Source organism: Spartinivicinus marinus (assembly GCF_026309355.1).
Classification (GTDB): Bacteria; Pseudomonadota; Gammaproteobacteria; order Pseudomonadales; family Zooshikellaceae; genus Spartinivicinus; species Spartinivicinus marinus.
The window spans coordinates 6,092,492-6,118,755 of sequence record NZ_JAPJZK010000001.1 but is presented as its reverse complement, the minus strand read 5'-3'; the positions used below and the strand labels follow the sequence as shown (position 1 = coordinate 6,118,755).

The following is a 26,264-nucleotide window of genomic DNA, read 5'->3' as shown; positions in this document are numbered from 1 at the left end:
TGTTAGATAGTTAAATGGATAAGCTAAGAAAATATTCATCAATTGAAAACTCATATCAAGATGAATTTATTAATAAAATTATTGCTCATAAGTTAGGTGTTAGTGAGTATTTTGTTCAAGAAAAAGTGCATGGTGCTAACCTTAGCTTTTGGACAGATGGTGTATCAATCAAGTCTGCTAAACGAATAGGTTTTATTGAGGAGGATGAAAATTTTTACTCTAATACGAATCTTGATGTCAAAAATAAGTATGAGAGTCTAGTATACAAAATATTTAAAGCTGTTTTTTCAATACATCAGAATATTAAAACAATAGCAATCTTTGGGAAGCTTTTTGGAGGGGGATATCCACACCCTGATGTTGTTAAAGATAAAAAAGCAGTCACGATTCAAATATGGTGGATTTCATGAAAGAATATGGTTCAGCATTTAAAACTCTTGAAAAGAAAGAGCAAAAAGTTATCACAAAGTCACTTGGTTGCACCACTAGTGAAAAATTATATGAACAAAGAGCTTGGCAATTAGAAAAGAAAGTACTCGTAGTGGATTGGCAGGGCAGTTTTGTCATGCCAATGGCTTTCCTATGGTGTTATAATAACACCAACTAACCTATCGCCAATTATCACTCAGTATCCGCACTTCACGCTGGGGAAAGGGTATTTCAATACCGTTTTTTTGGAGGGTTTCGAGAATAATTAGCAGTAGATCGCCGCCTACTCGATTACGACCGTCATCAATGCCTTCCATCCAGAACTCAACAAACATATTGATACCAGAGTCACCAAAACTATCGATTTCACAATCAGGACGTTCTTCAAAGGGGATATTATCCCCGCTGATGACTTGAGGGTGTTCTGCTACAGCAGTTTTAACCAGCTCGACCATATGACGGACATCGGTTTTATAGGCAACTGAAAAATCTACACGATAACGCTGCTTAGTATTTTTGTGAGTCCAGTTGGTAAATGAACTAGTAATAAATTTTTCATTGGGCACAACGATGTCTTTTCCATCGAAGGTTTCCAGTGTAGTTGAGCGCATGTTCAATTGGGTCACGACACCGGTTCGGCCATCCTCTAGCTCTACATAGTCACCAACTGAGACTGAGCGATCCAGCAGAATAATCACTCCAGAGATAAAATTGGACGCAATGGCTTGCAGCCCAAACCCCAAACCAACCCCTACGGCGCCACCAAATACTGCCAGAGCCGTAAGGTTAATACCCATCACCTGTAGCATTAGCAGGAAGATGATGAAGAAAAGAGCAATTTCAAACAGTTTGGCCAGCACTTCACGCGTGCGAAAATCTAACGATTGTTGTTTACGGATCAGGGTTTGACCCGTGGAGTTAGATACTCGCCCCAGCCAAAATAATAGTGAGCCAAAAAGAATAACTCTTACCAACCCATAAGCTGACAGGTTGATGTTTCCGACTTTAATAGCGATGGACTCAAGCACCAGGATAATATCATCCAAAATGCCAACCAAATGTAAGAATAAAATAGGTAGACCAATCCAGCGGAATACCTGTGCCACGAGTTTGTGGGTAATAACCAAACTGACGAATGAGTTGAATAATAATAATATGGCTGCTACTAAGGCGAATTGCATTACCCAGCCATCCTCCAGAACCAATTGACTGAACTCTAAGGTCAATCGTAATAGTAAGATGGCAAATAACGGAAATAGTAACTTCCCAAAGCGGAAAAATAGATCATGAATCGGGAAGCTTTCGGGAGGTGACGGTCTTTGTTTAAAAATAGGGATATGTTTACGAAGTCGGCTGGCAAGCATATAAGCCAGTGTATAAATCAGAATAATAACGGCAATTTCGCTATAGGTTTCAATCCGTGAGACCGTATCAATAACTTTACTCAGAGTGCTATTGATTAGGTCCAATAAGGCTTCCTTGCGCATATTTCCCTACCTTTTATGGCACCCTCATTGGACCAAACCCTATATGAAATAACGATTATCCTGCTTGCTGATGATGAACCTCTTCGGCAATTTCCAAGGCCTCCTTGGGTAACTTCTTGGGTTTGGCCTTTTGTTTGCGTTGGTTTTTTATCGGGATCATTGAGCGCATCGATTCCAATTTACCGAAACACAACAGCTTGTCGTCTGCCTCAAGTTGACGACTGGATTTGGGGTTGGGAATCACTTTATTGCCCCGATATAAAGTTAGTACATTAATATCCTGGTCGGGTAAACCAGACTCAGATATGGTCTGGCCGATATATTGTGAGCCCTCCGGAATATAAAGCTCAGTTACACCGTAGCCTTTGCTTACGGTTAGGCGTTGGCGAATGTCTATCTCGGGGAAGTCTACCTGGGCAGAGATATAGTCAATAATCGCACCTGCAATATCCAGTTTGGTGCAGGTTTCAATGCCTTCCAAACCAGGGGAAGAATTTACCTCCATTATTTGAGGCCCATCGGCACCTTCAAGCATATCAACACCAGCCACCTGTAATCCCATTATCTGGGCAGCACGAACGGCTACTTCTTTGTATTGGTCATTCAATTCGACCGCTTCGGTAATACCACCACGATGGACGTTACTGCGGAATTCCTGCCCTTGGGCTACCCGGCGCATGGCTGCCACAACCTGGTTACCGACAACGAAGGCGCGAATATCCTTACCTTTACTTTCCGCAACAAACTTTTGTACCAGTACGTTTTGCTTTTGGCTTTGTAGCAATTCGATTAGTGCTTCAGCAGACTTAGTGCTCTCCGCTAACAAAACTCCAATACCCTGAGTACCCTCAATCAGCTTAATAATGACCGGTGCATTGCCCACCCGTGCAATGGCGGGCAACACATCCTTTTTATCGCGCACGTAATTGGTTTTTGGAATACCAATGTGATGTCGACTCAACAGTTGAAGGCTGCGCAGCTTATCGCGTGAATTAAGAATACCATGTGCTGTATTTGCACAGAAAACATTCATCTCCTGAAACTGTCGTACAACAGCGGTACCGAAATAGGTAATAGAAGCACCAATGCGTGGTAGTACAGCATCAATTTCTTTTAACTCCCGTTGCCTGTAGTAGAGACTGGGAGAACCTCTTTCTAGATCAATCGCAAATTTCAACGTGTTCATCACTTTTACATGATGTCCACGGTCCAACGCTGATTCTTTCAGCCGGCGGGTGCTATAACATTTGGGTCCACAAGAGAGGATGGCAAGATTCATCAAAATATCCAAGGTAGTTGTTTTCCTTTAAGCCTTGTATATTCTGATTAAAAAGCAAGTAAAACCCCTTAAGAATGGGTGTTGTCATTTAATTGTCAACGGATTGCAGTTTTAATACCTATTGAAGATGTCATGTAGACTCCATCTGTTTCCCTCCTTAATAGGCTGGGACTAGACGCTGTTTGCAGATTATACAGCTAATATTGTCCGGTTCTGGTTTTAAATAAATCAATCTTAATGTAATCTGGCGTCATAAAAATAATGACGGTAGGCTGACTGCCCGATGTGTGGTGTATAAGTACGAAATATAAATGAATATTATGAACAATCAGTTGTCAAGCATTTCTAGCTTATTGTAAGCAGTTTAGAGGATATAAACGTTTTGATGATGAAATGTTTAGTTTGTTGGCTAAATACGGTGTCACTGAAACACACGATGGCGAATACCAACTCAGTTTTCCAAAAATATGGGAAGCCCATAATTATACTCAACCGCCTAACCTCATGACGAGTCTTGAAAAACTTAAAATGCCTTGTATTGCAATACGAGGGAAACCCTCTGTTTTTTTGACTGAGTCAACCTGGCAAGACTGGCAAACTCGCTGCCCGCATTTTTTATTCAAAGAAAACCTTGAGTATGGCCATTTGTTCCCACTTGAAAACCCCTCAACTTGTTATGAAATTATTTCAGAATCTTTAACTGAGCTGTCATTAATTGATTGAAAAGTCCTTACTTAATAGACTAGGGCTATTCGTCTTATAGGCTAACTGTACCTTGTCATTTGATGCCGCAGTGAAAAACTATGCGGATTGGGTATAACCAGTGCTCTATCAAATGTTTCATAAAGCTGTCACATAAATTAAAAAATTTGTGTCTGGTGGAATATTCAGATTAAGCTGCTAACTTTAAAAAGTTGACTGAAATAGACTAGGCATGACTCAGCTGTACTTTCAGAGTGTATAGGATAGTGTATAGACTGAATAGGGGCTGGTTCCCAGGGATAGAATATGGATCATGATGGACTAGTGGCATTTTTACAATCAGCAAAAAGTACCGGTTACCAATGGATTGGAGGTAATGAAGGTCAGCCCTGCCGGGATCAAAGTCGACAGTTCCTGTATACCGAAGGTGATTACCATTATCGTGACCATTATTTTGGTTACCGTCAGTTTGGTGGAGAAGAAGTCGTTTGGTTAAATCAGCAACCTATATGGCAAATGTTGTATTTTGGCCACATCATTCAGTCCCAGCCCTGTGAGCCTGTTTTTACCTTTTTGCAGGAAGCCTTGCAACAACCAGATGCTAATCTTCCTTTACGTGGTCCCGAACAACTCAATCAAGCGCAGTGGCAGTATCATTTAATAGTGGAAGGAAAATTGCAACAGTTCCAAGGTGTTGAAGAGGTATCCTTGGACGGCCAATTGGTTTATCAGCTACGACTCATAGGAGGCTATCTTAAGTAACAAAGTCGTAGTAAAGGGTATACCGCTAAAATTATGTCAGTTTTGTTGTCAGATCATAAAACCAGGTCTAACTTGTTCATAATATAACTGATTATTTTGGTTACCCTTATGAGGTGGAAAGCACTATTCATTGGGATTTTGTCTTTACAACTGGGCTTACTGAACTCAGTGGGTTTTGCGGGCGCTAACACATTATTAGTGGTGACTGAAGACTTTCCTCCGTTTCAATTTCCAACCCCTGAAGGCGAGGTATCAGGCATGGCCACAGAAGTGGTCAGAGAAGTACTGGATCAAGCAGGTATCAAAGCAGAAATACGCTTATATCCCTGGGCTAGGGCTTATAAGCTAGCCCTCAAAGAAACGAATGTATTAATCTACTCCATTGCCAGAACCCGAGATCGTGAGCATCATTTTAAATGGATTGGGACTATTACCCCTTATAGTGTTTATTTATGGAAGTTGGCATCACGCGACGATATTCAGCTAAAAACATTAGAAGATGCCAAACAGTTCATCATCGGTGGGGTAACTAATGATGTTAAGCAAGACTATCTGGTTAACCATGGGTTTGATGTAGGGGAGCAAGTCATGTTAACCAACAGTGACACCCTGAACTTGAAAAAGTTAACGAAAGGGAGAATCGATTTAACACCGTTTGATGAAGTTGCATTTGCCCATACTGCCAGGCAGTTAGGATTCAAGATGGAAAATTATAAGCGAGCATTTTATATAGAGGAGCTATCTTCTGAACTCTATATGGCAATGAGTATCTTAACGCCAGATGATTTGGTATATAACTTAAGACGAGCCTTAGACAAAGTGAAAGACTCTGGCCGTTATGACAAAATTAAAGAAAAATATCTAAAATAGCCTGTCATTTTTCTTTGGGTATCATACTCTCATTGTGAATTATTAGTCTGATTAGTTGCTGAGCTATATCGTATTTTTTATAAGATAAAACCAGTTTTTTACAAAGGATATGACTAATCGAGAGGTTGTTATTCAACGATATATCACTATAAGAAACATAAAAAAACAGTTAACTATAAAAAAATATAAATAAAGGCTGAATAACTTTTACACTGTTATTAATGATTTTCGATAAATGAGAGGAGTATTATCAAATGCTTATCAGTCGCTTAAAAACGATGTTGTTGATGGGGTTGCTGTTATTGGGCAATCACGTTAATAGTGAAGGGTTAGATAAGCTGACTTTTATCACCGAGTCATATCCTCCCTATAATTTTGAAAATTCAGGTATATTAAGAGGCATTTCAGTTGATTTATTAGTTGCTGCTGCCCAAAAAGTGAGTCAGCCTGTGACACGTAATAAAATAAAGCTTTATCCTTGGGCCAGAGGATATCGTAATGCTGTCGATGGCCCAAATATTGTGCTGTTTGCGACTACCCGTACGGAAGAGAGAGAGCCTCTCTTTAAGTGGGCGGGCCCTATTACAGCCACTCGCATCGTATTATTGGCTCCCAAAGCAAGTAATATTTCAATCAAGTCGCCTGAAGACCTAAAAAAATATAAAATTGCAGCGATTCGCGATGATGTGGGAGAGCAGTTGGTTGTTGCGTTAGGTATTGAAAAAGGAAAGATCAAGTCTTCTGCAAATGCTGATTCAGTAGTCAAAAAATTAGCCAACAATAAAGTGGATATGTGGGCTTATGAAGAAAACGTAGCCCGTTGGTTTATTAAGAAAAATAACTTAAATAACGATGATTATGCTACTGTTTACGTCTTGAAAGAGGCTGAACTCTATTATGCCTTTAGTAAAGATGTGTCTGATACGGTAGTGGCTTCTGTTCAGGAAGGAATTGATAAAGTCAAAGCAGCCCCTGGTAAAGTAGGGAAAACCTTATATGATGATATTATGAGTGAATATATGTAGTTTTACTCCATTGAGGTAATAACGAGGGGGGTAGACAATGAGACTACCCCTTTTTAATGCTATAATGAAAAGCTTGGTTTTATTGCTACTTTTGCTAGGCAGTTACGTGGGGGGGAATGTCGTAGCTGCTGAAGAAATGACGGATCTCATAAAGAAAAGATTTGCCAAGTTAACTTTTATTACTGAAACTTATCCACCCTATAACTTTGTCGAAAAGGGTATTTTGAGAGGGATAGCGGTGGACTTGCTGATTTCAGCCATTCAACGACACACTATCACCTTAAAGCGACAAAGTATTAAAGTTTACCCATGGGCCCGTGGGTATCAAAAACTACTGAAAGGCCCGAATATTGTGTTGTTTAGTACCACACGAACTGATGCGAGAGAAAGTCTATTCAAGTGGGCAGGTCCAATTTCAGCGACTCGTATTGTATTAATTGCTGCTAAGTCCAGACAAATTAAGATAACGTCAAAACTAGACACACATAATTATATTATTGGTGGTATTCGTGATGATGTGGGTGAGCAGTTAGTGTTGGCAACGGGTTATCCAAGTAATAAATTTATATCGCAAGCCAACGCTAGTTCCATTGTTCGGATGTTAGCCAAGCAAAGAATAGACCTGTGGGCATATGAAGAGTATGTCGGTAGCTGGTTTATCAAACAGAATCAATTGAGAGTTGATGATTTTGAAACGGTATTTTTACTGAAAGAGGCACAACTCTATTTTGCTTTTAGTAAAGATGTCGATAATAATTTAGTTAATCTATTGCAACAAGGTATTGATAAAGTAAAAAAAATACCCGGTACTGTGGGAGACACTTTGTATCAAGATATATTGGGCCGTTATATGTAGGTCTGGTCGATTTCTTTTGATTATATAACTAAAGACGTGTGCCCAATTTGAGGCGAGTTAGAATGAGTGATTTTATCAAGAAGCTGTCAATTAAGGCGAAGATTAATGGTAATTCATTAATTATACTAGCCGTTCTGGTAATCAATGCGGCTTTTGCCATTTACTCTATGAGACAAATAGGGAATGAACTGCACACTATCGTAGTAGAAGACTTGCCGTTAAATGAACACTTAACTCTAGCGACTGAAAGTCAGCTGGAGCAGACTATTCACTTAGAGCGAGGTATACGTTATGGGCAGCAGAATAAACAGAGTGAAGCCAATGGTGAGTTAACTAAATTCAATAAGTATGGCAGTCAGTTTAAACAAGAGATGCAAGCCAGTCATAAGATTATTGACACCGCTATCGCACAAGCACATGATCCAGCGCATGTAAAAAAATTCAATGAAACCAAACAGCAGCTATTAAAAATTGAGAAAGAGTATGTTGAATATGAAAAGCATAGCCATGAGGTATTTAGCAAGTTAACTTCAGGTAAAGCCAGTGAGATTGCATCGTTAACTGAAAAACTTGAAAAGGAAAGTGATCAGCTAGCCAAAGAGTTAACCACGTTATTAGGCAGTATTGAGCACTTTATTCTTGAAGCAGGGCAACGGGCTGAAGCGCATGAACAAACAGCCTTAAAAGTACTATTAGCTTTAACTGTACTATCAATCATTATATGTGGCTTCACCAGTATGACGGTTTCAAACTTTGTGTCGAAACGGTTAAAAAATGCAACACAAGGATTGGAGTTTATTTCGCAAGGTGATCTTACACAAACGGGTGATACTGATAGCCAGGATGAGTTACAACAGTCAATACAAAAAATGCGTAATAACTTGTTAGATATTATAAGCCAAATTAATAATACATCAGCAACGCTGTCAACAAATACAGACAAAATGTCTTCCCTTTCTAGTGAAGCCAGCAATAATACCCAACAACAACAGCTTGAGATTGATCAAATCACAACAGCGATGAATGAAATCAATGCGACTTTACAAGAAGTGGCTGAAAATATAAATAGCACTTCGGTGGCTGCCAATAGTGCTAACATAGAAACGAAAAAAGGCCGTGAGGTTGTTGAAAATACGGTACAAGGTATCCAGCAACTAGCTGATCAAGTTGATAATGCAGCCAGTGTCATTACTCAAGTTGAGCAGGACAGTGAGAATATCAATACAGTACTTGAAGTGATTAAAGCCATTGCAGAACAAACCAACTTATTGGCATTAAACGCAGCGATTGAAGCGGCCCGTGCGGGTGAACAGGGGCGGGGGTTTGCGGTGGTGGCGGATGAAGTCCGTTCATTGGCAGGTCGAACCCAAGAGTCTACAAAAGAAATTAATCAAATCATTGAGAAGCTACAAATAGGTTCTAGAGATGCTGTGACAGTGATTAAGCAAGGTCATCAACAGGTAGAGTCAGTTGTAGAACAGGCAAGAGTGGCGGGATTATCTTTACAAACCATTGAAGAGTCAGTATCTAATATTGACCAAATGTGTAGCCAATTTGCTACAGCAACAGAAGAGCAACTGGCAGTGATGAATGAAATTAATGTCAACATTACTCGGGTTAATGACTCGGCCGTTAGTAATTCTGATAATGCCAAACAAATAACCTCATTTGCTTCAGATTTGGTTGATATAACCGCGAATTTAAAGAGTATTGTCAGTAAATTCAAAGTTTGAGATTAACAAGTGTTTAGGTCTCACCTCAGAAGTATGTCTATAGTCTGATTTGTATAGCTTTGTTCAACACAGGTGTTTCCAAAATAGAGAGCACTTGTTGTATAGTCATCGTGCCTAATCACCAAGGATGGGGTGAATACAGTTAATGCTGTTATTGCTAGCCTAACCGCTGTAGAGGCTAGCCTTAAAAACCCTTCGCATGGGGTATACATGATATTGTTATTGGTCTTTTGGTTAATGGTTATAAGCTTTGCTTTCAAATATAAGTAAATACACTTTCGAATCACTACCAGGTTAGCAAGCCACTGATAATTCAGGGTTAATATATTCTACCAGCATTTGTCGTAACCACTGGTGTCCTGGATCTTCGTCAAATCGCTCGTGCCAGGTAAGTAGGTAGGTAATGGTTGGTAATTCAAGCGGTAATGGCAGCTCAACCAACGGATAGTGTTGTTTAGCATAGGTGGCAAATTGTTTGGGGCCAGTAAAAATGAGATCGCTATGTTGAATAATAGTCAGTGCTGCTTGAAACTCTGGCACTTTGGCAGCAATGATTCGCTCATACCCTTGATCAGCCAAAATAAAATCCAGCATCCATTTATATTTCCCTTCACAGTAAGCTTGGACATGGCCGGATTTAAGATATGTTTTCAGATTCCAGCGAGATTTTTTAGCCAGGGCTGGGTGATCGCGTCGTACCAAACAAACCATATAATCATCTTTTAACGGTTGGCTGTGTAAATTGGTTGGAAGTTCGACGGTGCTTTTCCACGGCACATTACTGACATTTTCTTTCACGGTTATACCCAGCTCAATTTGGCCTTGGGTTAACATATGGGCTGATTGAGCATTCCATGGCCGATAATCCAATTCAATATTGGGTGCTTTTGATAAAAGTGGCCCAAAGTAGCTGGGTAAAAATAATTGGTAAGCACTATCAATACTGGTCAAGGTAAAGTGACGCCTGCTTACATTAGGGTTAAAACTGGGTGGGTCAAGCAACTTGGAAACATGCTGCAAAGCGATCTGTAACGGATCTCTCAGCTGTTCAGCATGAGGGGTAGGCAGCATTCCATGGGCATTGCGCACCAATAAAGGGTCTTGAAACACATCTCTTAACCGAGCCAGGGTTTTACTCATTGCAGACTGGGATAAATGCAGTCGTTCAGCCGCTCGGGTACAGCTTTGTTCCTCTAGCAAAACCTGTAAGCTGACAAGCAGGTTAAGGTCAATTCGGGCTAGGCTTTCAACTTTCATTATGATATTCCATTGGGTCATTATAGTTCTGAATATGTTTCTCTTGAGTCCATATCATAAATTAGCTAAGTTGCTTTTATCAATTATGGGTCTATCTCTTCATTACAGGGGGAGTTAGCATTTCAACTTTGTGGTCCCCCCTGATTTTTTCATTATTCAATATTGGTAGTGTTGTAGTGAGGTATTACTTTGAATAATGCCAGGCAAAGTACTTCTAGTGCTTTATTTTTAGTGTTGATTGCATTGGTACTATTTTCTCCAGTGGGCATTGATATTTATTTACCTGCAGTGCCTGACTTGATTGATTACTTTAATGCAGAACAATATCAAGTACAAAATACAATTACAGTATTTTTATTATCAATGGGGTTAGGCCAATTAATTATAGGTCCTTTAGCTGACCATTGGGGACGTCGCAATATTGCATTAATAGGTATTGTACTTTATGGCATGAGTAGTTGGTTAACTGTATTTGCTGAGTCAATAACAGAGCTTATGTGGGTGCGCGCGATTCAGGGCGTTGCCGCCTGTTGTACCTCAGTTGCTGCCTTTGCGGTAGTAAGGGACTGTTTTTCAGGGCAGCAAAGTGCAATAGTTTATAGTTATATGTTAGGAGCAATTAATTTAGCACCTGCTTTGGCGCCAATATTAGGCAGTGTGTTAATTGCTCTGTGGGGTTGGCAAGCCTGTTTTTATGCACTTGCTATTTACGCACTGGCTGTGGTGATGTTGGTAAATCATGGTTTAGTAGAAACTAAACCGGTGTTTTCAGAGCCTATCAAACATGTATTGACTAATTACTGGCGGATTATTAGCCATAATGGTTTTCAATACTACAGTTGCTGTTGTTTGGCTGCTATGACGATGATTATCGCTTATGTCACTTGGTCTCCGGTTGTGTTAATTAAAGAGGCTGGCTTTTCTCAGTTGGCTTATGCTGCATTGTTTGCTTTGAATGCGTTGTGGATTTTGATCACCAGTGTTGTTGCACCAAGACTTATTCAAAAAATAGGGCCGCATCGTTGTACTCAACTAGGGCTTTTATGGATGGCAATTGCCGGAGGGCTAATGTTAGCGAGTTATTTCTTTGGGTGGCCACTAGCTGTCAGCTTAATGCTGCCGGTTGGTATTGCCAGCGTAGGGTTTGCGTTAATTTTAGGTTCTGCTACCAGCCTGGCACTTAATCCTTTTGCTGAATGTGCAGGAACCGCTGCTGCTATGTTGGGGTGTGTACAGATGGTAGGAGCCTCGCTACTGGTAACAGCAATGACTCAGTTGGCGATACCTCCACTGGTATTACTGGCTGCGGTCATGTTGTTGGGAGGGGTTCCATTATTGTGCTACCGCTATAGAAACCCAACAGCAATGGATGCGGTTGTTAGTTCAGCTGGATAAAGTAAAGTGATTAACTATTTTTAGACCATCCTATCATTAAGCTCTATACATATTAAGCGCTATGCTGTCTACAATTAAATAATTAGGGCAATCTAACGACGTAGCGAGCTGATGATTAAAAGCTTTATTTTTAGGCTGTCTTTAACCTCTTTATTGACAAGCACCGTTTTGCGGCAGCAGGTATGGGGAGTAGGACTACTACTCATAAGCCTCCAAGCCGTGAGCGGAGGGTGTCCTAAACCCTCTTATGTTATGGCCTGGTCTGAAATGCCTCCTTATATGTTAATTAATGCAGAAGGGGAGGTAACTGGACTGGATATTCAATTTATTCAAGCGGTCTTTAAACAGCTGGGTTGTCCATTAAAGTTGGTACGGTTACCTTGGAAACGTTCGCTTTATGAAGTGCAAAAAGGCCGTGTGGATTTTTTAGGGCTGGCTTCCTTAGTTGCAGAACGACAACAATTTGCTTATTACTCAACCCCATACCGGCTTGAGCAGGTACGCATAGCCATTCGTAAAGGCGAAGCAGAACGTTGGCAAGTTAGCTCACTTGAACAACTCGCTGAGCTGAACATGCGACTCAATGTTCAACTGGGCGCATGGTATGGGCCTGCTTATGCACAGGCAATCCAACAAGAGGGGTTTAAGCAGTTAGTGCGTGAAGATACGGAGAACGATAAGCAGGTGCTACGGTTGATTAATAATCGAGCGGATGGTGTATTTAATGATGTATTATATTTTGACCACTTTGTCATGAAGTATCAACAAGAGGGGAAAATTGAGTTATTGCCTTTTGTAGTACATGATAACCCGGTACATTTTATTTTTAGTAAAGCCAGTATTAGTCAAGAAAATTTTAATAAAATTAATGAAGTAATAAAAACAGTTAAAAAAACACCTTTTTATCATCAGTTGTATAAACAGTCTGTGGTACCTGACGCAGTGGTCGATTAACGCTATCTCTCATGTAAATTATGATATACAGCAAATGTTGTTTGGTTTTACTTTAATTAATCTTGTCATTGTCATTTTTCACTTGTTATTATTGGTACTGTTCTGAACGGTGATGGCGCTAGGAAACGACTATGATGGATGGGGTTGCTTTGGCCCAGGAAAGGGCACCACTACCTAGAGCACGATGGGAGCCTGGCAGTAAGCCTGATCCTTATTGCTCAGATAATCGACGGGTATCGCATAAATCATTTAATACGCTAGTAGCAGAATATGCGATTGAACAATTAGTCCCACAATTAAGTACTCAAGGCTTGCCTATGCCAGCAAGTCTGCAGGTTGCAATGCAGCTAGAAACGGTAGGGTTAGATCAACAGCCGCTGACAACCCCTGTCGAACAATTAAATTATCTTGCGAAATTACATAATGCTAAAGTAACGCTGGATTATAACAAACTTGCTCGGCACCAGTGGTTACCTGAATATAATCCGATGTTGCTTGGTTATTTTAACCCTGCTAAACGACGTTTGCTGGCAGCCATGTTAGATAGCCTTTGTTATGACTTCCAGCATCTATTCAGGCCTATCAGTTTAATTGCAGGTGTTTCTGAGATTACTCATTGGGGGCGCATGCCAACCGGGGAACTGATGTTAGCTAATTTACAGCGAATTAGTTTGGGAAATCCTGCCTTGGATCTTGCTGGTACATTTGTCCATTTACCCACTGTAGATAATTGCTATCAAATGGCACAAGCTTATTTACAGATTAATTCTCAGTTTAAACGGAATATAAATCAGTTGACGGTTGATATTTTAGCTGCAGCTGTTTGGTTAAAGGTAGACAAGTGTCGTCTAGTATGTCTGGGGCTTGATGAATTTTCAGTAACAGAAGAAAACTTTTATTTTGAGCAAGTGTCACAATGGTTGGTTGCACTAATGAATAAATAATATTGTTGCTTGTTGAGAGGCAATTTATTTAACTATGGTCCCGTATTAGGGGGTAGTTCCACAATTAATGCTGAGCTGGGCGTTTCAACACTAAAGTTGCCAGTTAACTTTAAATAGTAGTCGTCAGCTGGGGTATAGTGGCTACGAGGGACGAGGGCAAATTGCGGGCCAAGGTTGTAATTGGGTTTAACAGACCGTTGTTGAAACCGTTGCCAAGCAGTAAAGGCGCCCGCATTGTCAGATTCAGCGGCTACAGCCAAAGCAATTTGTAAATTGGAAGGAAAGCCTTCTGTGGAATAGCTATAGCCGAGCATTTGGCCAAACGTTAAGTTTTCTTTTTGTTTTTCTACGTTTTCATTAAATGCGTTAGCCAAAGGGACCATGGCGGGTGAATCACATGCAGTTTGATTGAGATCAATTTGAGTTGTATTGAAAAAGGCCTCATGATAGTTGTTGTATACTTGATATTTAATGATTGGGCCTCCTGTATTGACAGGGTCCATTAATTTCAGGCCATTGGCTAATGCTGCAAATAGCCAGCAGTAATTAGGGTTTAGCATCCGTTGTAAGCTAAATCGGCTACGTTGATTTAAAATAGGTGCGGCCTGCTGAAACCCTAATTCTTTTAAATAACCTACTGCCCAGGTATGGAAGTCATCCATCCAGGTTGAAAGGCCAGTACGTCCTTTATAAACCAGTGCATAATAACCTGTGCGCACTCCAAACCGATCAATGAGTTCTGCGGGAATATAACCAAGATGACTAATAATTTTGCTGCTATCTCGGTCAGATTCCTGTTTTGCAACATAAAGGTTGTATAAATAGGTTAAATTATTGTGCAGAAGCTGGTTAAAATATGCTTTTAATGCATGACTGTCTGGTGTGATGTAAGCGACTTGGGCCAGCGTCCTTAATGACCAGGCTTCTGCTCGTACTTGGGTTTCACGAAAAATACCTTGTTCAAGGCGACGATAGTGGGGGTTAGTATTTAATAAATTATAGGTTGCCCAGAATTGTAGTTCTTCTAAGAAAAAATAGTCCCCCGAAGTTAAATAAGATAGGTAGCTAAACCCAGGCTGGTGGGCGGAGTCTGGATGTAACGGGGTGTCGCACTGATGACAGACAGGAAATGCTTCACTTTTATTTGTATTTGGGTTGGTAAAGTCGCCAGGGGTGCCATAAAGGCCTGCATAGGGCCAGTCATCAATCCGTAAAGGCAAACCGGTTCGTTTGTCTCGATAGTGGATAGGCCAGCTGCCTGCTAAATAAGCTGTACCATCGGTGGTCACTTTTGCACGTTTATCCATGCTTAATAAATAAGCTGTTGCCCAACCCGGTAATGGGCCAATATCTGGGCGTCCACCACCAAGCCCCATATAGGGTTCTGCTACACCACTTTGCATTAATTGCTGATTATTTTGATATTGCTTATAGAATCGTTGCAGCAGTGTCTCACTGACAGTGATTGTTGGGTCATATAAAGGTATGGCTTTGCTGTTCATCAAGTAGTTGGGGTTAAAAACCAGATGAGAGTCTTCACCACCAACTAGAATAACTTTTTTATGCCAGCGAGCATGATGGTTGTGATTGACGGTTTGTTGAAATAGCGTTTTATTTTTATTTTTAATTGATACTTGATATTGAAGGTTTTTAGGGTTGGGCTGGTAAGCCCAATTATTTTCTAAGGTAATGCCTAACACGACTTTTTTAAACTGTTGATAAACCCGTAATTGAAAATAAGCATTTAAATGAGGGTGTGGTGATCCATTCACGATGATTGGAAGTCGATAATGCCACTCCATAACCAGGGGGCCTGCTAACCAACGACGAAGCAACTCTCCTTGACTAAAAATCTGTGTGATTGGAATCGATACATTCAAGTTGTCTCCTATAAGCTGAATACTGGCATCACTGGTTAATTGATGTGGTAAGGGAGAGCGTTGACGAGAATTAATAAGGGTTGGAGAACTCACTAACACCGCAGGTAATTGCTGTTGATTGTTGAAGGGTAGTTTTACCGAAATAATGCCATGGCGTAGGCTACCATCAGAATGAAAGGCTTTTTGATCCAATTGACTGGTCAGTAATTGATTATTGACCTGTACATAGACTTGATCAAGCCTGCCTACATCACCAGGCTTAAAAATATGGCCAAAGCTTATATAATCGGTGTCAGTTACCCGTTCGGAGCGAATAAATAATACTTCACTGATTGGTTTTAAGGGGGCAGCTGCATAGGCGTTGTCAGAAACAACTGTAAAGAGAATGGTTAAACCATTAACTAATAAACTGCACAAGCAGGCTAAGGGGAGTGAGTTAAGTAACCATCCGTAGTATTTCATCACTTAAAAACTTTTATAATTATATTATTTGTTATGGGTATGGTAAGCGTTACATTTATATGTACATATAAATATACAGCCAACCCTTAGTAAGGGTCGACTGTTTTCGTAGTGAGCACAAAATAAATTATTGTTGCAATTTTATGGTGGTTTTATTAATGACGAATCAGTCCAGCAAGGGTATTATCCATTTCAATAAGCTTTTGATAGTGTCCTTGCTCAATAATTTGCCCTTTGTCAACAACCAGAGTCTGATCAAAATGAATTGCTTGTTCAGCGCGGTTTAATACCCAAATGATTCCTTGATTGGCCATTTCCTGTTTTACTTGGCTTATTATTTCACTTTCGGTGGCTAAGTCTAATACACTGGTTGCCTGGTTAATGATTAATAAATCGGGCTTTTTCAATAGTGCTCTAGCTAATGCTAGTTTTTGTCGCATTGCTAAGGATAAACGTGTACCTGCAGTGCCTACCTCATAATCTAAGCCATAGCTCATGATCGGTCGAATTAAATCATGTGATGCAATCAGTTTGTCAATGCAAGCCGTTATTTTTGCTTGGGCTCGTGCCTGGCCATAAACCGCTTTACCAAATAAAATATTTTCTTGAATGCTTAGGGCTTCGTTGTATTCTTCCGAGTCATAAAAAATAATGGTGGTGTGACGGACTTTTAATGCCTTGGCCAGCTGTTTACGCACATTTAGCAGTTTGTTGCATATTTCATCGGATAACAACCCTAACCGGTGGCGGGCAGGGGTGAGCTGAAAGACCAGTGAAAGCAGCATTTCAATTTGTTGGCGGGGGAGTTTGTAAAGTTGTTTTTTGTTGGCTTTGGCTAACAGTGCTTTATAATCACTAATTTCTTCAGCTTGAATAAAACTGAAGCGTTCAAACAGATCACTGCCAGGCTCAACATCGGCAAATAACTCCAGCATCATGCCGGCTACCTCGTAGCCTACTGCAAGAGTCGTATCCATCAGGCCTTCATCATCCAGTAACTGATGGATTAAGGGGTTTTTATGCAACATATTTAGGTCTAACATCATCTCACGGCTAGAGCCGAACAAGATATTTTCAGCAACCGTTAAGTTGTTGTTGTATTTACCCCAATCAAAGAACTCAACAATATCAGTCATGTCAGAGGTTTGCACTGCTTCTCTAAATGCTCGTCTTAATTCAATCACCTGCTTCATCAGGGCTTGATCCGTGGCAGGATTTAAATAGCCTTGCAAACCATAATGATAAATATCATCTTCAAGCTTGAGTGTGCTCAGGGTATTTATCAAAAAGTGATCAACAGCCTGGTCACTATCAAAACCCAGTTGGCTGGGCTGAAACCAACTGTCTACAAATGTGGGGTCCTCTATTTGTAATGAAGGCACTTGATTCATAGTGGCTGGGGGCTGGGTGTTTAAGCCATACAACAAGTTTTGTCGAATGGTGCCTGAAAAAAAGTGAGGGGAATTATCCAGGTAGCAGATATGCTGGCTTAATGTAGCGCTGGTTAATGTTTGTAAGTTTTCAGCTGCCAGGTTAATTCGGCCATTATGGGGTATTAATAAACGGGCTAACAATAGCACCAGTTCATTTTTACCACTGTTATCATTACCGACAATTGCTGTATGTTGGTTAAGTGGCAGGGTCAGGTTGAGATCATCTATCGTGTTAACGTTTTCATGCTCACCATAATATAGGTGCTCCATGGTTAGGTGTTGGCCTTGTAATTTAAGTGGCGTGGCAGGTCCATCCTGGATATGGCTGGGAAGCAAATTTTCAGGGTGAAACTGATAAACAATCTGCTCGTATTTTATGCGAATATCTTCTTTGGTCTGATAGTATTTTAATAATTCCTTCCAAGGGGCATCTAAGTCCTGATAGGCTGCCAGGGCAGCAATTAATGCCCCTAGTGAGAGTTCACCTTTGATGACATAATAACCGCCCACTGAATAGAAAAAGAAAGGTGTGACTTTACCCAGGAAGTTGTTTAAAAACTTTATAAAAAACTTCAGTTTGTATATTTTATAGCGAATTTCAAAGATGTGCTGAAGACGATCTGAGATTTTTGAGCGTTCAAATTGAAAGGTACCAAAGCTATGAATCTCTTTAATACCGCCAATACTATCCCCAATTTTATCACCCAACCGGCGGGCCGCTAACACTCGCTGCTTGCCCAATTGGTTTACGATCCGTTGGAGCTTGGGAATGATGTATAACTGCAATGGATATAAGGCAGTTGCTGCGATACCTAAAATCACGTCCTGGTTATAAATAAAAAACAAATAAGTCAGTAGTAATCCACCTTGAAAGGCAGGCAAAGCAAAAGCCTCGCCAATAAAGCCACCTAATGGTTCTGTTTCAGCCGTAATGATGGGAATGATTTCCCCTTGTGATACTTTTTTAAAGTGGGGGATAGGAAAACGTAGAATGCGGCTATAAAGTTCAAAGCGAAGCTTTTTCAACATTCGCTCACCCACCACACCACGGTAGACGTTTAATAGGTATTTGAGGACACCATTAATCACCACCAGGCCTAGAAAGATAAAGCAGAGAACTAACAAGTAATCAATTTGGTCAACCGGGTAGCCCCAAACCGCTTCAGGTACGTTTTCCTTATTTAAGGCATCATTGATAATATGTTTAGGTACTTCTAAAGTGGCGTACACCAAAGGGAATGAGAAGACGGTTAAAAAGAGGATCAATACCTGGTCTTTGAGGGTGTACTTCAGAATAAAACGATAGATTGATGATTCCATTAGCCTCACTAAATGTCGTTGGATGGCCTGTTTGAGGATAGCCTGAACCCGCTTTTAGACTAGCAAAAAAGTGAACTGCTGACTGCCTTAGTGGAAAGCAAGTTAGCATGTTACAATGTTTTGAATGCTTCATAAATAATACATGCTTTCGTGTATACTCTTCGCTTTGACTCTATAAAGTTTGACTCTATAAAGAAAGTCGTAATCATTCTGCGTTGCATGTTATCGGTACCTGAAGTGTAAAAGTGATTGGCGAAGGGTATATGAAAGTAGTTTTAACTCGTCTTGAAATTGGGGCAACAACTTGATAACAAAAGTCGCACTTGTTTTAAAAGGTTATCCTCGTTTATCAGAAACGTTTATTGCACAAGAAATCAAAGCATTGGAACAGCGGGGTTTACAGATTCAGCTTGTTTCATTACGACATCCCACCGACTCACATGTTCACCCTATTCACCAAGAAATTAAAGCCCCAGTAAATTACTTGCCTGAATATTTACACCAAGAGCCTTGGCGGGTAATAAAGGCCTTAGTGAAGGTTATCCCTAAAAGCACTTTTTGGCGGCTGTTAGCGGTTTGGTGGCAGGATTTTAAACGAGATCGTACCCGTAATCGGCTCCGTCGATTGGGGCAAGCGTTGGTATTAGCTGTCGAGCTACCTGCTGCAACCCAGTGGTTATATGCGCACTTTATTCATACACCAGGTTCTGTTACTCGCTATACCAGCTTGTTAACTGGGCTACCCTGGTCGTGTTCTGCTCATGCAAAAGATATTTGGACTACCCCTCAATGGGAACTAGCTGAAAAGTTAAATGAGCTGACCTGGCTGGCAACCTGTACCCAGGCAAACCAACAGTATTTACAGTCGCTTTCAGCGACCCCAGAAAAAGTGATGTTGGTTTACCATGGGCTAGACTTTAACCGGTTTAACGCTAAGACGCCCTCTAACATCAGTGCGCCTTCTAACATCAGTGATAGTGTCGTTTCAGTAGACGACAAGTTCAGTAATGAAACAAATGAAGAAACAAACTCACCAGTGGTGCAATTAATTTCAGTAGGGCGTGCAGTAGCTAAGAAAGGCTATGATGTGTTGTTACAGGCATTGGCTCAGTTACCCAATGAATTAAATTGGCGGTTTGTCCATATTGGCGGTGGCCCATTACTAGCCGGTTTAAAACAACAAGCCATCAGGTTAGGTATTGCTAATCAAGTGGTGTGGTTAGGGGCACAACCTCAAGCGGAGGTGTTGGCCCAATACCGGCAATCGGCTATTTTTGTTTTGGCTTCAAAAATAACCGAGGATGGAGATCGGGATGGCCTGCCTAATGTGTTAATGGAAGCACAAAGCCAAGGGGTCGCCTGTATTGCTTCGAATATTTCCGGTATTCCAGAACTGATTATTGATGAGAAAACAGGCTTATTAGTGCCTCAGGATGATGTCACTGCTTTGACTCATGCTATTGCTAAGCTGATCAGTGATAGTGAGTTTCGCCATCAGTTGGCGGCTGCCGGTCAGCAGCGTGTAACCACAGAGTTTTCATTAAATACAACTATTGAGCGTTTAGCCCAGCAGTTTGGCCTAGCTTCCTCTGAACAGATAGGTGTCGAAAAGAGGGGAAAATAACCTTAATGTCTGATATATAGATCTGATATAGAGTAACAGGCTATCATATTAATGAAGCAAACCATTGCCTTTTATGCGCCTTTAAAATCCCCTTTTCATACAGTGCCTTCTGGGGAGCAACGGATTGCCCAGCTATTTTGGTTGGCCTGTGAAAAAGCGGGATTTAAGCCCGTGTGGGCTGATAGCTTACGAAGCTATGATCGTGGTGATATTACACGCCAGCAACGACTGGCCAAAGTGGGTGAGCGTAAAGCCCATCGGTTAATTCAACGCTGGCAACAGCTCCCCCCTAGTCAGCAACCTGTCTTATGGTTGACATACCACCTTTATCATAAAGCACCTGATTACATTGGCCCTATGGTCAGTCAAGCGCTTAATATCCCTTATGTATTAGTGGAAGCTTCCTACGCTGCTAAGCAACAATATGGTCCTTGGGCACCAGGTTTAGCGGCTTCTGTACAGGCGATCCAACAGGCCAGTAGTATTTTATCCCTCAACCCAGGTGATATTCCAGGCTTACAACAGGTATTGGGGGATAATGATCGAATACACCTGATTAAACCTTTTATTAACCCTGTAGTTATTAATGAAAATAAAAGCCAACTAAGACAGCAGTTGTCGAAACAATGGCAACTACCGGTTACCAGTAACTGGTTGTTAACTGTAGCCATGCTACGCCCCCGAGATAAGCAGCAGTCTTATCAATATCTCAGTCAGATTTTACCCCAGTTAACTGACTTGGATTGGCACTGGGTTGTGGTGGGGGATGGTAAAGTTCGCACGGAAATACAAGGCTATTTCGGTGGTTTAACGGAACGGACTCGTTGGGTCGGTGGTTTAGCTGAACAAGAGGTCACAAGCTGGTTAACGGCCGCTGATCTATTGATTTGGCCTGCGATTAATGAAGCATTAGGTATGGTGTTTTTAGAAGCACAAGCTGCCGGCTTGCCTAGTGTAGCAGGTGCAGAAGTAGGAGTGGCCAGTTTGTTTGATCAAAAGCATCCCGCTGGTGTTTTATTAGCGACTGAACCGCCCAGCGATTTTGCCAATGCTATTCGACAGTTACTGCTAGATAAAACCGCTCGCGAGCAATTAGGCCAACGAGGTGTACAACATGTGGCACAATATCACTCGCTTCAAAGTACCAGTATTTGGTTGAAAAATCATTTTAGCTCATTAATAAACAAATAAAAAAACGATGCTATAAAATATTGACGAAGAGTATAAACCAGCCATGCAGTCAGTCTACTTGTTACGCCACTGGCCAACAGCCTGGAACCAGCAAGGTTTAATTCAAGGGCGGTGTGATATACCCTTAACCAAGGCCAGTATGGCAGCACTAAAAACCCTGCAAGTACCGCCTAACTTACAAATTAGTCATTGGTATGTTAGTCCTTTACAGCGGGCTAAACAGACGTTAGCTAATTTAGGCTTAACAGGAGAGATAGCAGAATCACTGACTGAAATGGACTGGGGAGAATGGGAGGGCAAAAGCTTAGCAGAGCTAAGGCAAACTGATCCTCGATTGACGATAGAAGAGCCCAAAGGGATTCATTTACAGTGCCCTAAAGGAGAGTCACCGAAAAACGTACAACAACGGTTGCTAGGTTGGTTACAGCAGTTTTCTGATAAGGGCGAGCCAATTGGCATTGTCACCCATAAAGGCGTTATTCGTACGGCATTGGCTGCGGCCTGTCAGTGGGATATGACCACTAAACCACCCGTTAAATTAAACTGGCAATGTATTCATCATTTTCATTGGGACGGTCGTCAGTTGCATTTAATGGAAGCTAATATTCCTTTATGCAAACAGGGTTAGTCATTATTATTTTTTTTACTTGTTTAAGCCCGAGAGCGTTTTTATTAGGTTGACTCATTGTTTAGTACTGTTGTACTGTCAAAAATAGTGTATAAACTTCTTTAACCCTCCTCAATATACTACAAAACATGTACAATTATTGTCGTCATGTAATTCTTATTGTTAATGGAATACTTATAAATAATGAAAAATATAAAATCGATCGTGCCATTATTTTGTTGTGCCAATTTATTATTTGGTTTATCTGCTTCTGTTGGCGCTTCAGCTGATACCTTGTCGATAGACAGTGCTAAACGCATAGCGTTGCAAGCTTATCGTAGTAAAGTATTAAAAAATAATGATCAAGCAAAACTAGAAATTACGGATATTAAAATTAAAAATAATGACTCAGGGGACAGTTTATTTTATCTCGTTCAGCTGAATCATAAAGGCTTTGTGATCGTTGCGGCGACTGATAAACAAAAGCCTGTGATTGCTTATGGTAAAGACGATGGTGGTAGTATAAGTTTTGATCAAAATAATGTGGCTTTTAATCGTTGGCTTGAACAATATGCCCTTCAATTACAAGTTAGAGATAGTGAGCGACAAGAAGCTATTAAGTCAGCTGAGCGGTTAGGTTCTCGAAACCGAGTTGCAAGAAGTATCTATCGAGAAGAACGGGATGCTGAGACAGCTATTGCACCTTTAACCACAACGGCTTGGTCACAAAATGGCTTTTACAATGATTGGGTACCCAATGACTATTTAACAGGGTGTGTAGCCACTGCTCTAGGGCAGTTTTTAAAATACCATGAGTATCCGACAGTGGGTACTGGAAGCCACACTTATAGCTACCCAGATCAGGATGAAATTACGGTGGACTTTGCTTCAACGACTTATCATTGGGAGAGTATGGTTAATAGTTTAACTGAGGAAAATGATGAGGTAGCAAAATTATTGTTTCATGCAGGGGCCGCTGTGCGCACTTTATATGGAAATAAAGTATCACTTGCTGGTATGCGCTATATCCCTAACGCGCTGGAAAAGCACTTTGGTTATGTGACTAATGGTTTTGAGTATGTATCAAACTACGCTGAAGCTGAGTGGCAACAATTAATTCTTGATGAGTTAAAGGCTGAGCGGGTGGTTATCTTAACTGGGTTGAGCGATCAAGGGGCGGGTCATGCATGGGTTGTTGATGGGTATGATGGTAATGATTATTTTCATATGAACTGGGGGTGGGGAGGAAGTATGAATGGCTATTTTTTACTTAACCAACCTAACCCTAGAACTAACTATAATTTTAATCAGCGCATGGCTTTTGTCAGGGCTGCCCCTAAACCATCATTAGCTAATATTCCTTTTTGTCAGGGAACTCAATATCTAACAGACAACCAAGGTACTATAACTGATGGTAGTGGTAGCTGGAATTATCCAGTAAAAAGTGACTGTCAATTTGTTATCCAACCCACTCAACCAGGTGATATCAGGTTAAGTTTCAATGAGTTTGCGACAGAACGCTCCTACGACCTTGTGAAAGTGTATGATGGAACAACAACGAGCTCCCCTTTAATTGGTCAATATTCAGGTAGTAGTATTCCTCCCGTTATAACAGCTACCAGTGGCAGTATGTTGATTCACTTTACCAGTGATGAAGTGGTGACCAAAAAAGGTTGGGCTGCTAGTTATAGGGTTCAATAGCCACTTTCCACTTTCCTTAAGCCTTGGAGCCACCAGGGCTTGTTAGAAACTGAAGTAAACTGTTTATTTATACCCAATGCGAAGGGTATAACCAAAATGCCCAGCATTGTTGATACCTGACGAAATATCCAAGTTAGCAGCTTTGGCGTTATTGTTATCATTCCTCTATAAGACCAAAATTGTATGAAGTGTTGTCCTGAGTAGCATATTTAACTGCCAATTGATATTCTGTACAGCTTATTAGAGGTACCCTCAAGAAATATACCCAAAGCGTAGGGTTTTTTAGGAGCGGCTGTCGAGCAACGAAGCCTCATGAGCCTATAAGTAATAGGTGATTGGGGTGAGGTGACAACACACCCTAAAAAGCATTCGCGAAGGGTATAATTAGCCTGGAGTGATAATGGACTACATACTAACGAAGTATATTCATTTGCTAGCAATCTTGTTGTTGTTTTCTACCTGTGTCGCTGAACATTTACTACTATCTGATCGAATGCCACGAGCGGAAGTTAAAAGACTAGCAAAAGTTGATGCAGTTTTTGGTGTGTCTGCGCTTATTGTTTTGTTGTCAGGTTTAGTAATGATGTTGTGGGTAGGTAAACCAACAGAGTATTATTTAGCTAACTGGATGTTTCATTTAAAAACTACGGGATTTATTTTAGTCGCTTTGTTATCTATCTATCCGACAATATATTTTATTAAAACCAGAAAAGCCGGTGAGCTAACGGATATGGTAGAGACTCCTAAAGCAATTAAAATGATTATTCGGTTAGAATTGTTGGGAATTATTATTTTGCCACTACTTGGTGTGATGATGGCCAATGGCTTTGGTATATCAGATTAACTATTTTGGAATAGTTTAGCCTATTTCTTTGATTTGATTATGGCTGATATTTGCTCAAACCCAGGTTTGGGTTATTACTATTGACTTGATGGCATTTATGCTCATACCAACTTTGCCATACGATAGGCAGGATATCGACAAAGACCGCAAATAAATTGCCGATGATTAATGCTAAAAACGCATAAATAATTAGAAGGCTTGAGTGGTTCACTGATGAATTAACCTTTTGCAGCGGCTCGTTCCATACCGATATGGGGAATGCCATCTTCCAAGTAACCTTCACCAACAGCGTAGTAGTCATGCTGATTATAAAAGCTTTGTAAATGGGTTTGTGCCGATATGTGACAAGTATTATTTGGCCACTGTTCATCAATGACTGCTAAGGCACGTTTAAGCAACTCATGACCTAAACCCATGCCACGAGCATCCGGATGAATCACAACGCGGCCAAGAGATGACATAGCAGGATAACTGACTTCTGGTGGTAATAAGCGTAAATAAGCTTTAATTTGTCCCTGTTCTTCAGCAAACAAATGCAATATACCCTCTTGACGGTCTTTGTTATCCAAGTCGCTGTAGATAGACGCTTGCTCAACGACAAAAATATCGATTCTTAGTTTAAGAATTTGGTAGAGTTCATCGATATTGAGCTCGTTAAATGATTTTAAATACCAATTCATAATCTATCCTGGAACAAGGTTTTGGGTACTTTACGATATTTCCATTATGCGATCATTAACAATTGTTAATCATTGGGTCAACACGCTCTAGTCATAAGCCTAAGCGTTTTTTTATTCGGCTAACACTCACCGGGCTTAGCCCTAGATAAGAAGCAATGAGTGTAGCAGGAACGCGACATACAAAATGAGGAAACAGCTCATAGACTTTCTCCACTTTTTGTTCATTAGAGTGTAGTAACAAAAGTTCTTCTTTGATTTCTTTAGACAACAACTGGTGTTCAATATGCTTTTGGTGATAGCGTAACCATACCGCTTTGCTATCAATGAGTTTTTGATAAATATCGATAGGCATTTGATACAGGGTGCAAGGCTCAATGGTCTCTATGGAATAAGGCAGAGGCTTTTTGGTCATCAAATAACGCATAACAAAAATAATGTCGTTTTCCCAATAAAACTCTTTGCTATATTCTTTTCCATCTTGGGTAACAAAAACAGCTCTCAATAAACCCTGTTCAATAGCATATAAATACTGCGGTTTTGAATTGCAACTAATTAATACTTGATTCGCTTCAACCTGAAGATGTTTACTACGACTAATTAGTACGTCTAGTCCCTGCTCTGGGGCAGGCGTTAGTTGATTGAGTATGTTTATAAGTCTTGCTGACATTTGTTGGCAGCCTTAAATATTATGAGATACCAAGCCGCAATCATCACATTAGACATCAAAAATACCCTGGATGGCGGCTCAAACTTGTGTTTTATCATACATTTAGTCCAAACGTGTCCCCTCGCCAATCAAGGGGGACAGTAAATAACTTATACATAATAT

The 26,264-nt window shown here is 40.6% G+C and carries 23 protein-coding genes and 1 pseudogene; 16 read left to right on the top strand and 8 right to left on the bottom strand.

From position 1 onward, the window contains the following. Positions 1-14 precede the first annotated feature (14 nt). A complete protein-coding gene (locus OQE68_RS26950; protein WP_180569514.1) occupies positions 15-410 on the top strand; it encodes a DNA ligase-like domain-containing protein in 396 nt (131 codons plus the stop codon). Beyond that, complete coding sequence (locus OQE68_RS26945) at positions 407-607, top strand: hypothetical protein (RefSeq protein ID WP_180569515.1); 201 nt, start codon at positions 407-409, stop codon at positions 605-607. Before OQE68_RS26950 ends, OQE68_RS26945 begins: the two co-directional genes overlap by 4 nt. A gap of 1 nt (position 608) precedes the next feature. Here OQE68_RS26945 and OQE68_RS26940 read toward each other — a convergent pair whose 3' ends face one another. The 3 genes and pseudogenes from OQE68_RS26940 to OQE68_RS26930 all read right to left on the bottom strand — a co-directional run. Next, on the bottom strand, positions 609-1,916 hold the full coding sequence (locus tag OQE68_RS26940; RefSeq protein WP_180569516.1) for a mechanosensitive ion channel family protein: 1,308 nt from the start codon (positions 1,914-1,916) through the stop codon (positions 609-611). Between the two features lie 55 nt (positions 1,917-1,971). Next, positions 1,972-2,307, bottom strand: a complete 336-nt coding sequence (locus OQE68_RS26935; protein ID WP_266195906.1) for a cation:proton antiporter regulatory subunit — start codon at positions 2,305-2,307, stop codon at positions 1,972-1,974. A 30-nt stretch (positions 2,308-2,337) separates the two neighbouring features. Then, positions 2,338-3,195 (bottom strand): annotated as a pseudogene (locus OQE68_RS26930) (ATP-grasp domain-containing protein); the annotation flags it as partial. A 393-nt stretch (positions 3,196-3,588) separates the two neighbouring features. Between OQE68_RS26930 and OQE68_RS26925 the strand changes: the two are divergent. From OQE68_RS26925 to OQE68_RS26900, 6 genes are all read left to right on the top strand, one after another. Beyond that, entirely contained in the window at positions 3,589-3,918 is a 330-nt protein-coding gene (locus tag OQE68_RS26925) for a hypothetical protein (protein WP_180569517.1), read from the top strand. A 285-nt stretch (positions 3,919-4,203) separates the two neighbouring features. Next, positions 4,204-4,659, top strand: a complete 456-nt coding sequence (locus OQE68_RS26920) for a DUF5680 domain-containing protein (protein ID WP_180569518.1) — start codon at positions 4,204-4,206, stop codon at positions 4,657-4,659. Positions 4,660-4,767: 108 nt separating this feature from the next. Further along, the gene (locus OQE68_RS26915) at positions 4,768-5,529 is read left to right on the top strand and encodes a substrate-binding periplasmic protein (protein ID WP_180569519.1); all 762 of its coding nucleotides are present in this window, start codon (positions 4,768-4,770) and stop codon (positions 5,527-5,529) included. A 254-nt stretch (positions 5,530-5,783) separates the two neighbouring features. Beyond that, positions 5,784-6,554 carry a substrate-binding periplasmic protein gene (locus OQE68_RS26910; RefSeq protein ID WP_180569520.1) on the top strand — a complete coding sequence of 257 codons (771 nt, stop codon included), beginning with the start codon at positions 5,784-5,786 and terminating at the stop codon, positions 6,552-6,554. Positions 6,555-6,591: 37 nt separating this feature from the next. Next, positions 6,592-7,410 carry a substrate-binding periplasmic protein gene (locus OQE68_RS26905; RefSeq protein ID WP_180569521.1) on the top strand — a complete coding sequence of 273 codons (819 nt, stop codon included), beginning with the start codon at positions 6,592-6,594 and terminating at the stop codon, positions 7,408-7,410. 62 nt (positions 7,411-7,472) lie between these two features. Continuing rightward, complete coding sequence (locus tag OQE68_RS26900; protein ID WP_180569522.1) at positions 7,473-9,143, top strand: methyl-accepting chemotaxis protein; 1,671 nt, start codon at positions 7,473-7,475, stop codon at positions 9,141-9,143. Between the two features lie 294 nt (positions 9,144-9,437). On the opposite strand, the gene OQE68_RS26895 is transcribed toward OQE68_RS26900, so the two are convergent. Continuing rightward, positions 9,438-10,400: a LysR family transcriptional regulator gene (locus tag OQE68_RS26895; protein WP_180569523.1), complete on the bottom strand. Its 963-nt coding sequence runs from the start codon at positions 10,398-10,400 to the stop codon at positions 9,438-9,440. A 189-nt stretch (positions 10,401-10,589) separates the two neighbouring features. On the opposite strand from OQE68_RS26895, the gene OQE68_RS26890 reads away from it, so the two are divergent. The 3 genes from OQE68_RS26890 to OQE68_RS26880 all read left to right on the top strand — a co-directional run bounded on the left by OQE68_RS26890 (position 10,590) and on the right by OQE68_RS26880 (position 13,693). Further along, entirely contained in the window at positions 10,590-11,795 is a 1,206-nt protein-coding gene (locus OQE68_RS26890) for a multidrug effflux MFS transporter (protein ID WP_180569524.1), read from the top strand. A 111-nt stretch (positions 11,796-11,906) separates the two neighbouring features. Further along, the gene (locus tag OQE68_RS26885; protein ID WP_180569525.1) at positions 11,907-12,749 is read left to right on the top strand and encodes a substrate-binding periplasmic protein; all 843 of its coding nucleotides are present in this window, start codon (positions 11,907-11,909) and stop codon (positions 12,747-12,749) included. A gap of 131 nt (positions 12,750-12,880) precedes the next feature. Continuing rightward, complete coding sequence (locus OQE68_RS26880; RefSeq protein WP_180569526.1) at positions 12,881-13,693, top strand: hypothetical protein; 813 nt, start codon at positions 12,881-12,883, stop codon at positions 13,691-13,693. A gap of 32 nt (positions 13,694-13,725) precedes the next feature. Here the strand turns inward: OQE68_RS26880 and OQE68_RS26875 are convergent, their stop codons facing one another. Both OQE68_RS26875 and OQE68_RS26870 read right to left on the bottom strand, forming a co-directional pair. After that, the gene (locus tag OQE68_RS26875) at positions 13,726-16,035 is read right to left on the bottom strand and encodes a hypothetical protein (protein WP_180569527.1); all 2,310 of its coding nucleotides are present in this window, start codon (positions 16,033-16,035) and stop codon (positions 13,726-13,728) included. 155 nt (positions 16,036-16,190) lie between these two features. Further along, positions 16,191-18,788: an ABC transporter ATP-binding protein/permease gene (locus OQE68_RS26870; protein ID WP_180569528.1), complete on the bottom strand. Its 2,598-nt coding sequence runs from the start codon at positions 18,786-18,788 to the stop codon at positions 16,191-16,193. Between the two features lie 304 nt (positions 18,789-19,092). Between OQE68_RS26870 and OQE68_RS26865 the strand changes: the two genes are divergently transcribed. The 5 genes from OQE68_RS26865 (at position 19,093) to OQE68_RS26845 (ending at position 24,755) form a co-directional block, all read left to right on the top strand. After that, positions 19,093-20,412 carry a glycosyltransferase family 4 protein gene (locus OQE68_RS26865; RefSeq protein ID WP_219340087.1) on the top strand — a complete coding sequence of 440 codons (1,320 nt, stop codon included), beginning with the start codon at positions 19,093-19,095 and terminating at the stop codon, positions 20,410-20,412. Positions 20,413-20,463: 51 nt separating this feature from the next. Continuing rightward, a complete protein-coding gene (locus OQE68_RS26860; RefSeq protein ID WP_180569529.1) occupies positions 20,464-21,603 on the top strand; it encodes a glycosyltransferase family 4 protein in 1,140 nt (379 codons plus the stop codon). Between the two features lie 43 nt (positions 21,604-21,646). Next, positions 21,647-22,231 (top strand): histidine phosphatase family protein, encoded by a 585-nt coding sequence (locus tag OQE68_RS26855; protein WP_180569530.1) that lies wholly within the window; start codon positions 21,647-21,649, stop codon positions 22,229-22,231. A gap of 183 nt (positions 22,232-22,414) precedes the next feature. After that, the gene (locus OQE68_RS26850) at positions 22,415-23,911 is read left to right on the top strand and encodes a C10 family peptidase (protein WP_180569531.1); all 1,497 of its coding nucleotides are present in this window, start codon (positions 22,415-22,417) and stop codon (positions 23,909-23,911) included. Between the two features lie 400 nt (positions 23,912-24,311). Beyond that, positions 24,312-24,755, top strand: a complete 444-nt coding sequence (locus OQE68_RS26845) for a DUF2214 family protein (RefSeq protein ID WP_180569532.1) — start codon at positions 24,312-24,314, stop codon at positions 24,753-24,755. Between the two features lie 218 nt (positions 24,756-24,973). On the opposite strand, the gene OQE68_RS26840 is transcribed toward OQE68_RS26845, so the two are convergent. Beyond that, positions 24,974-25,435: a GNAT family N-acetyltransferase gene (locus OQE68_RS26840; RefSeq protein WP_180569533.1), complete on the bottom strand. Its 462-nt coding sequence runs from the start codon at positions 25,433-25,435 to the stop codon at positions 24,974-24,976. A 91-nt stretch (positions 25,436-25,526) separates the two neighbouring features. Continuing rightward, positions 25,527-26,102, bottom strand: coding sequence for a Crp/Fnr family transcriptional regulator (locus tag OQE68_RS26835; protein WP_180569534.1), 576 nt, complete (start codon positions 26,100-26,102; stop codon positions 25,527-25,529). Positions 26,103-26,264 lie beyond the last annotated feature (162 nt).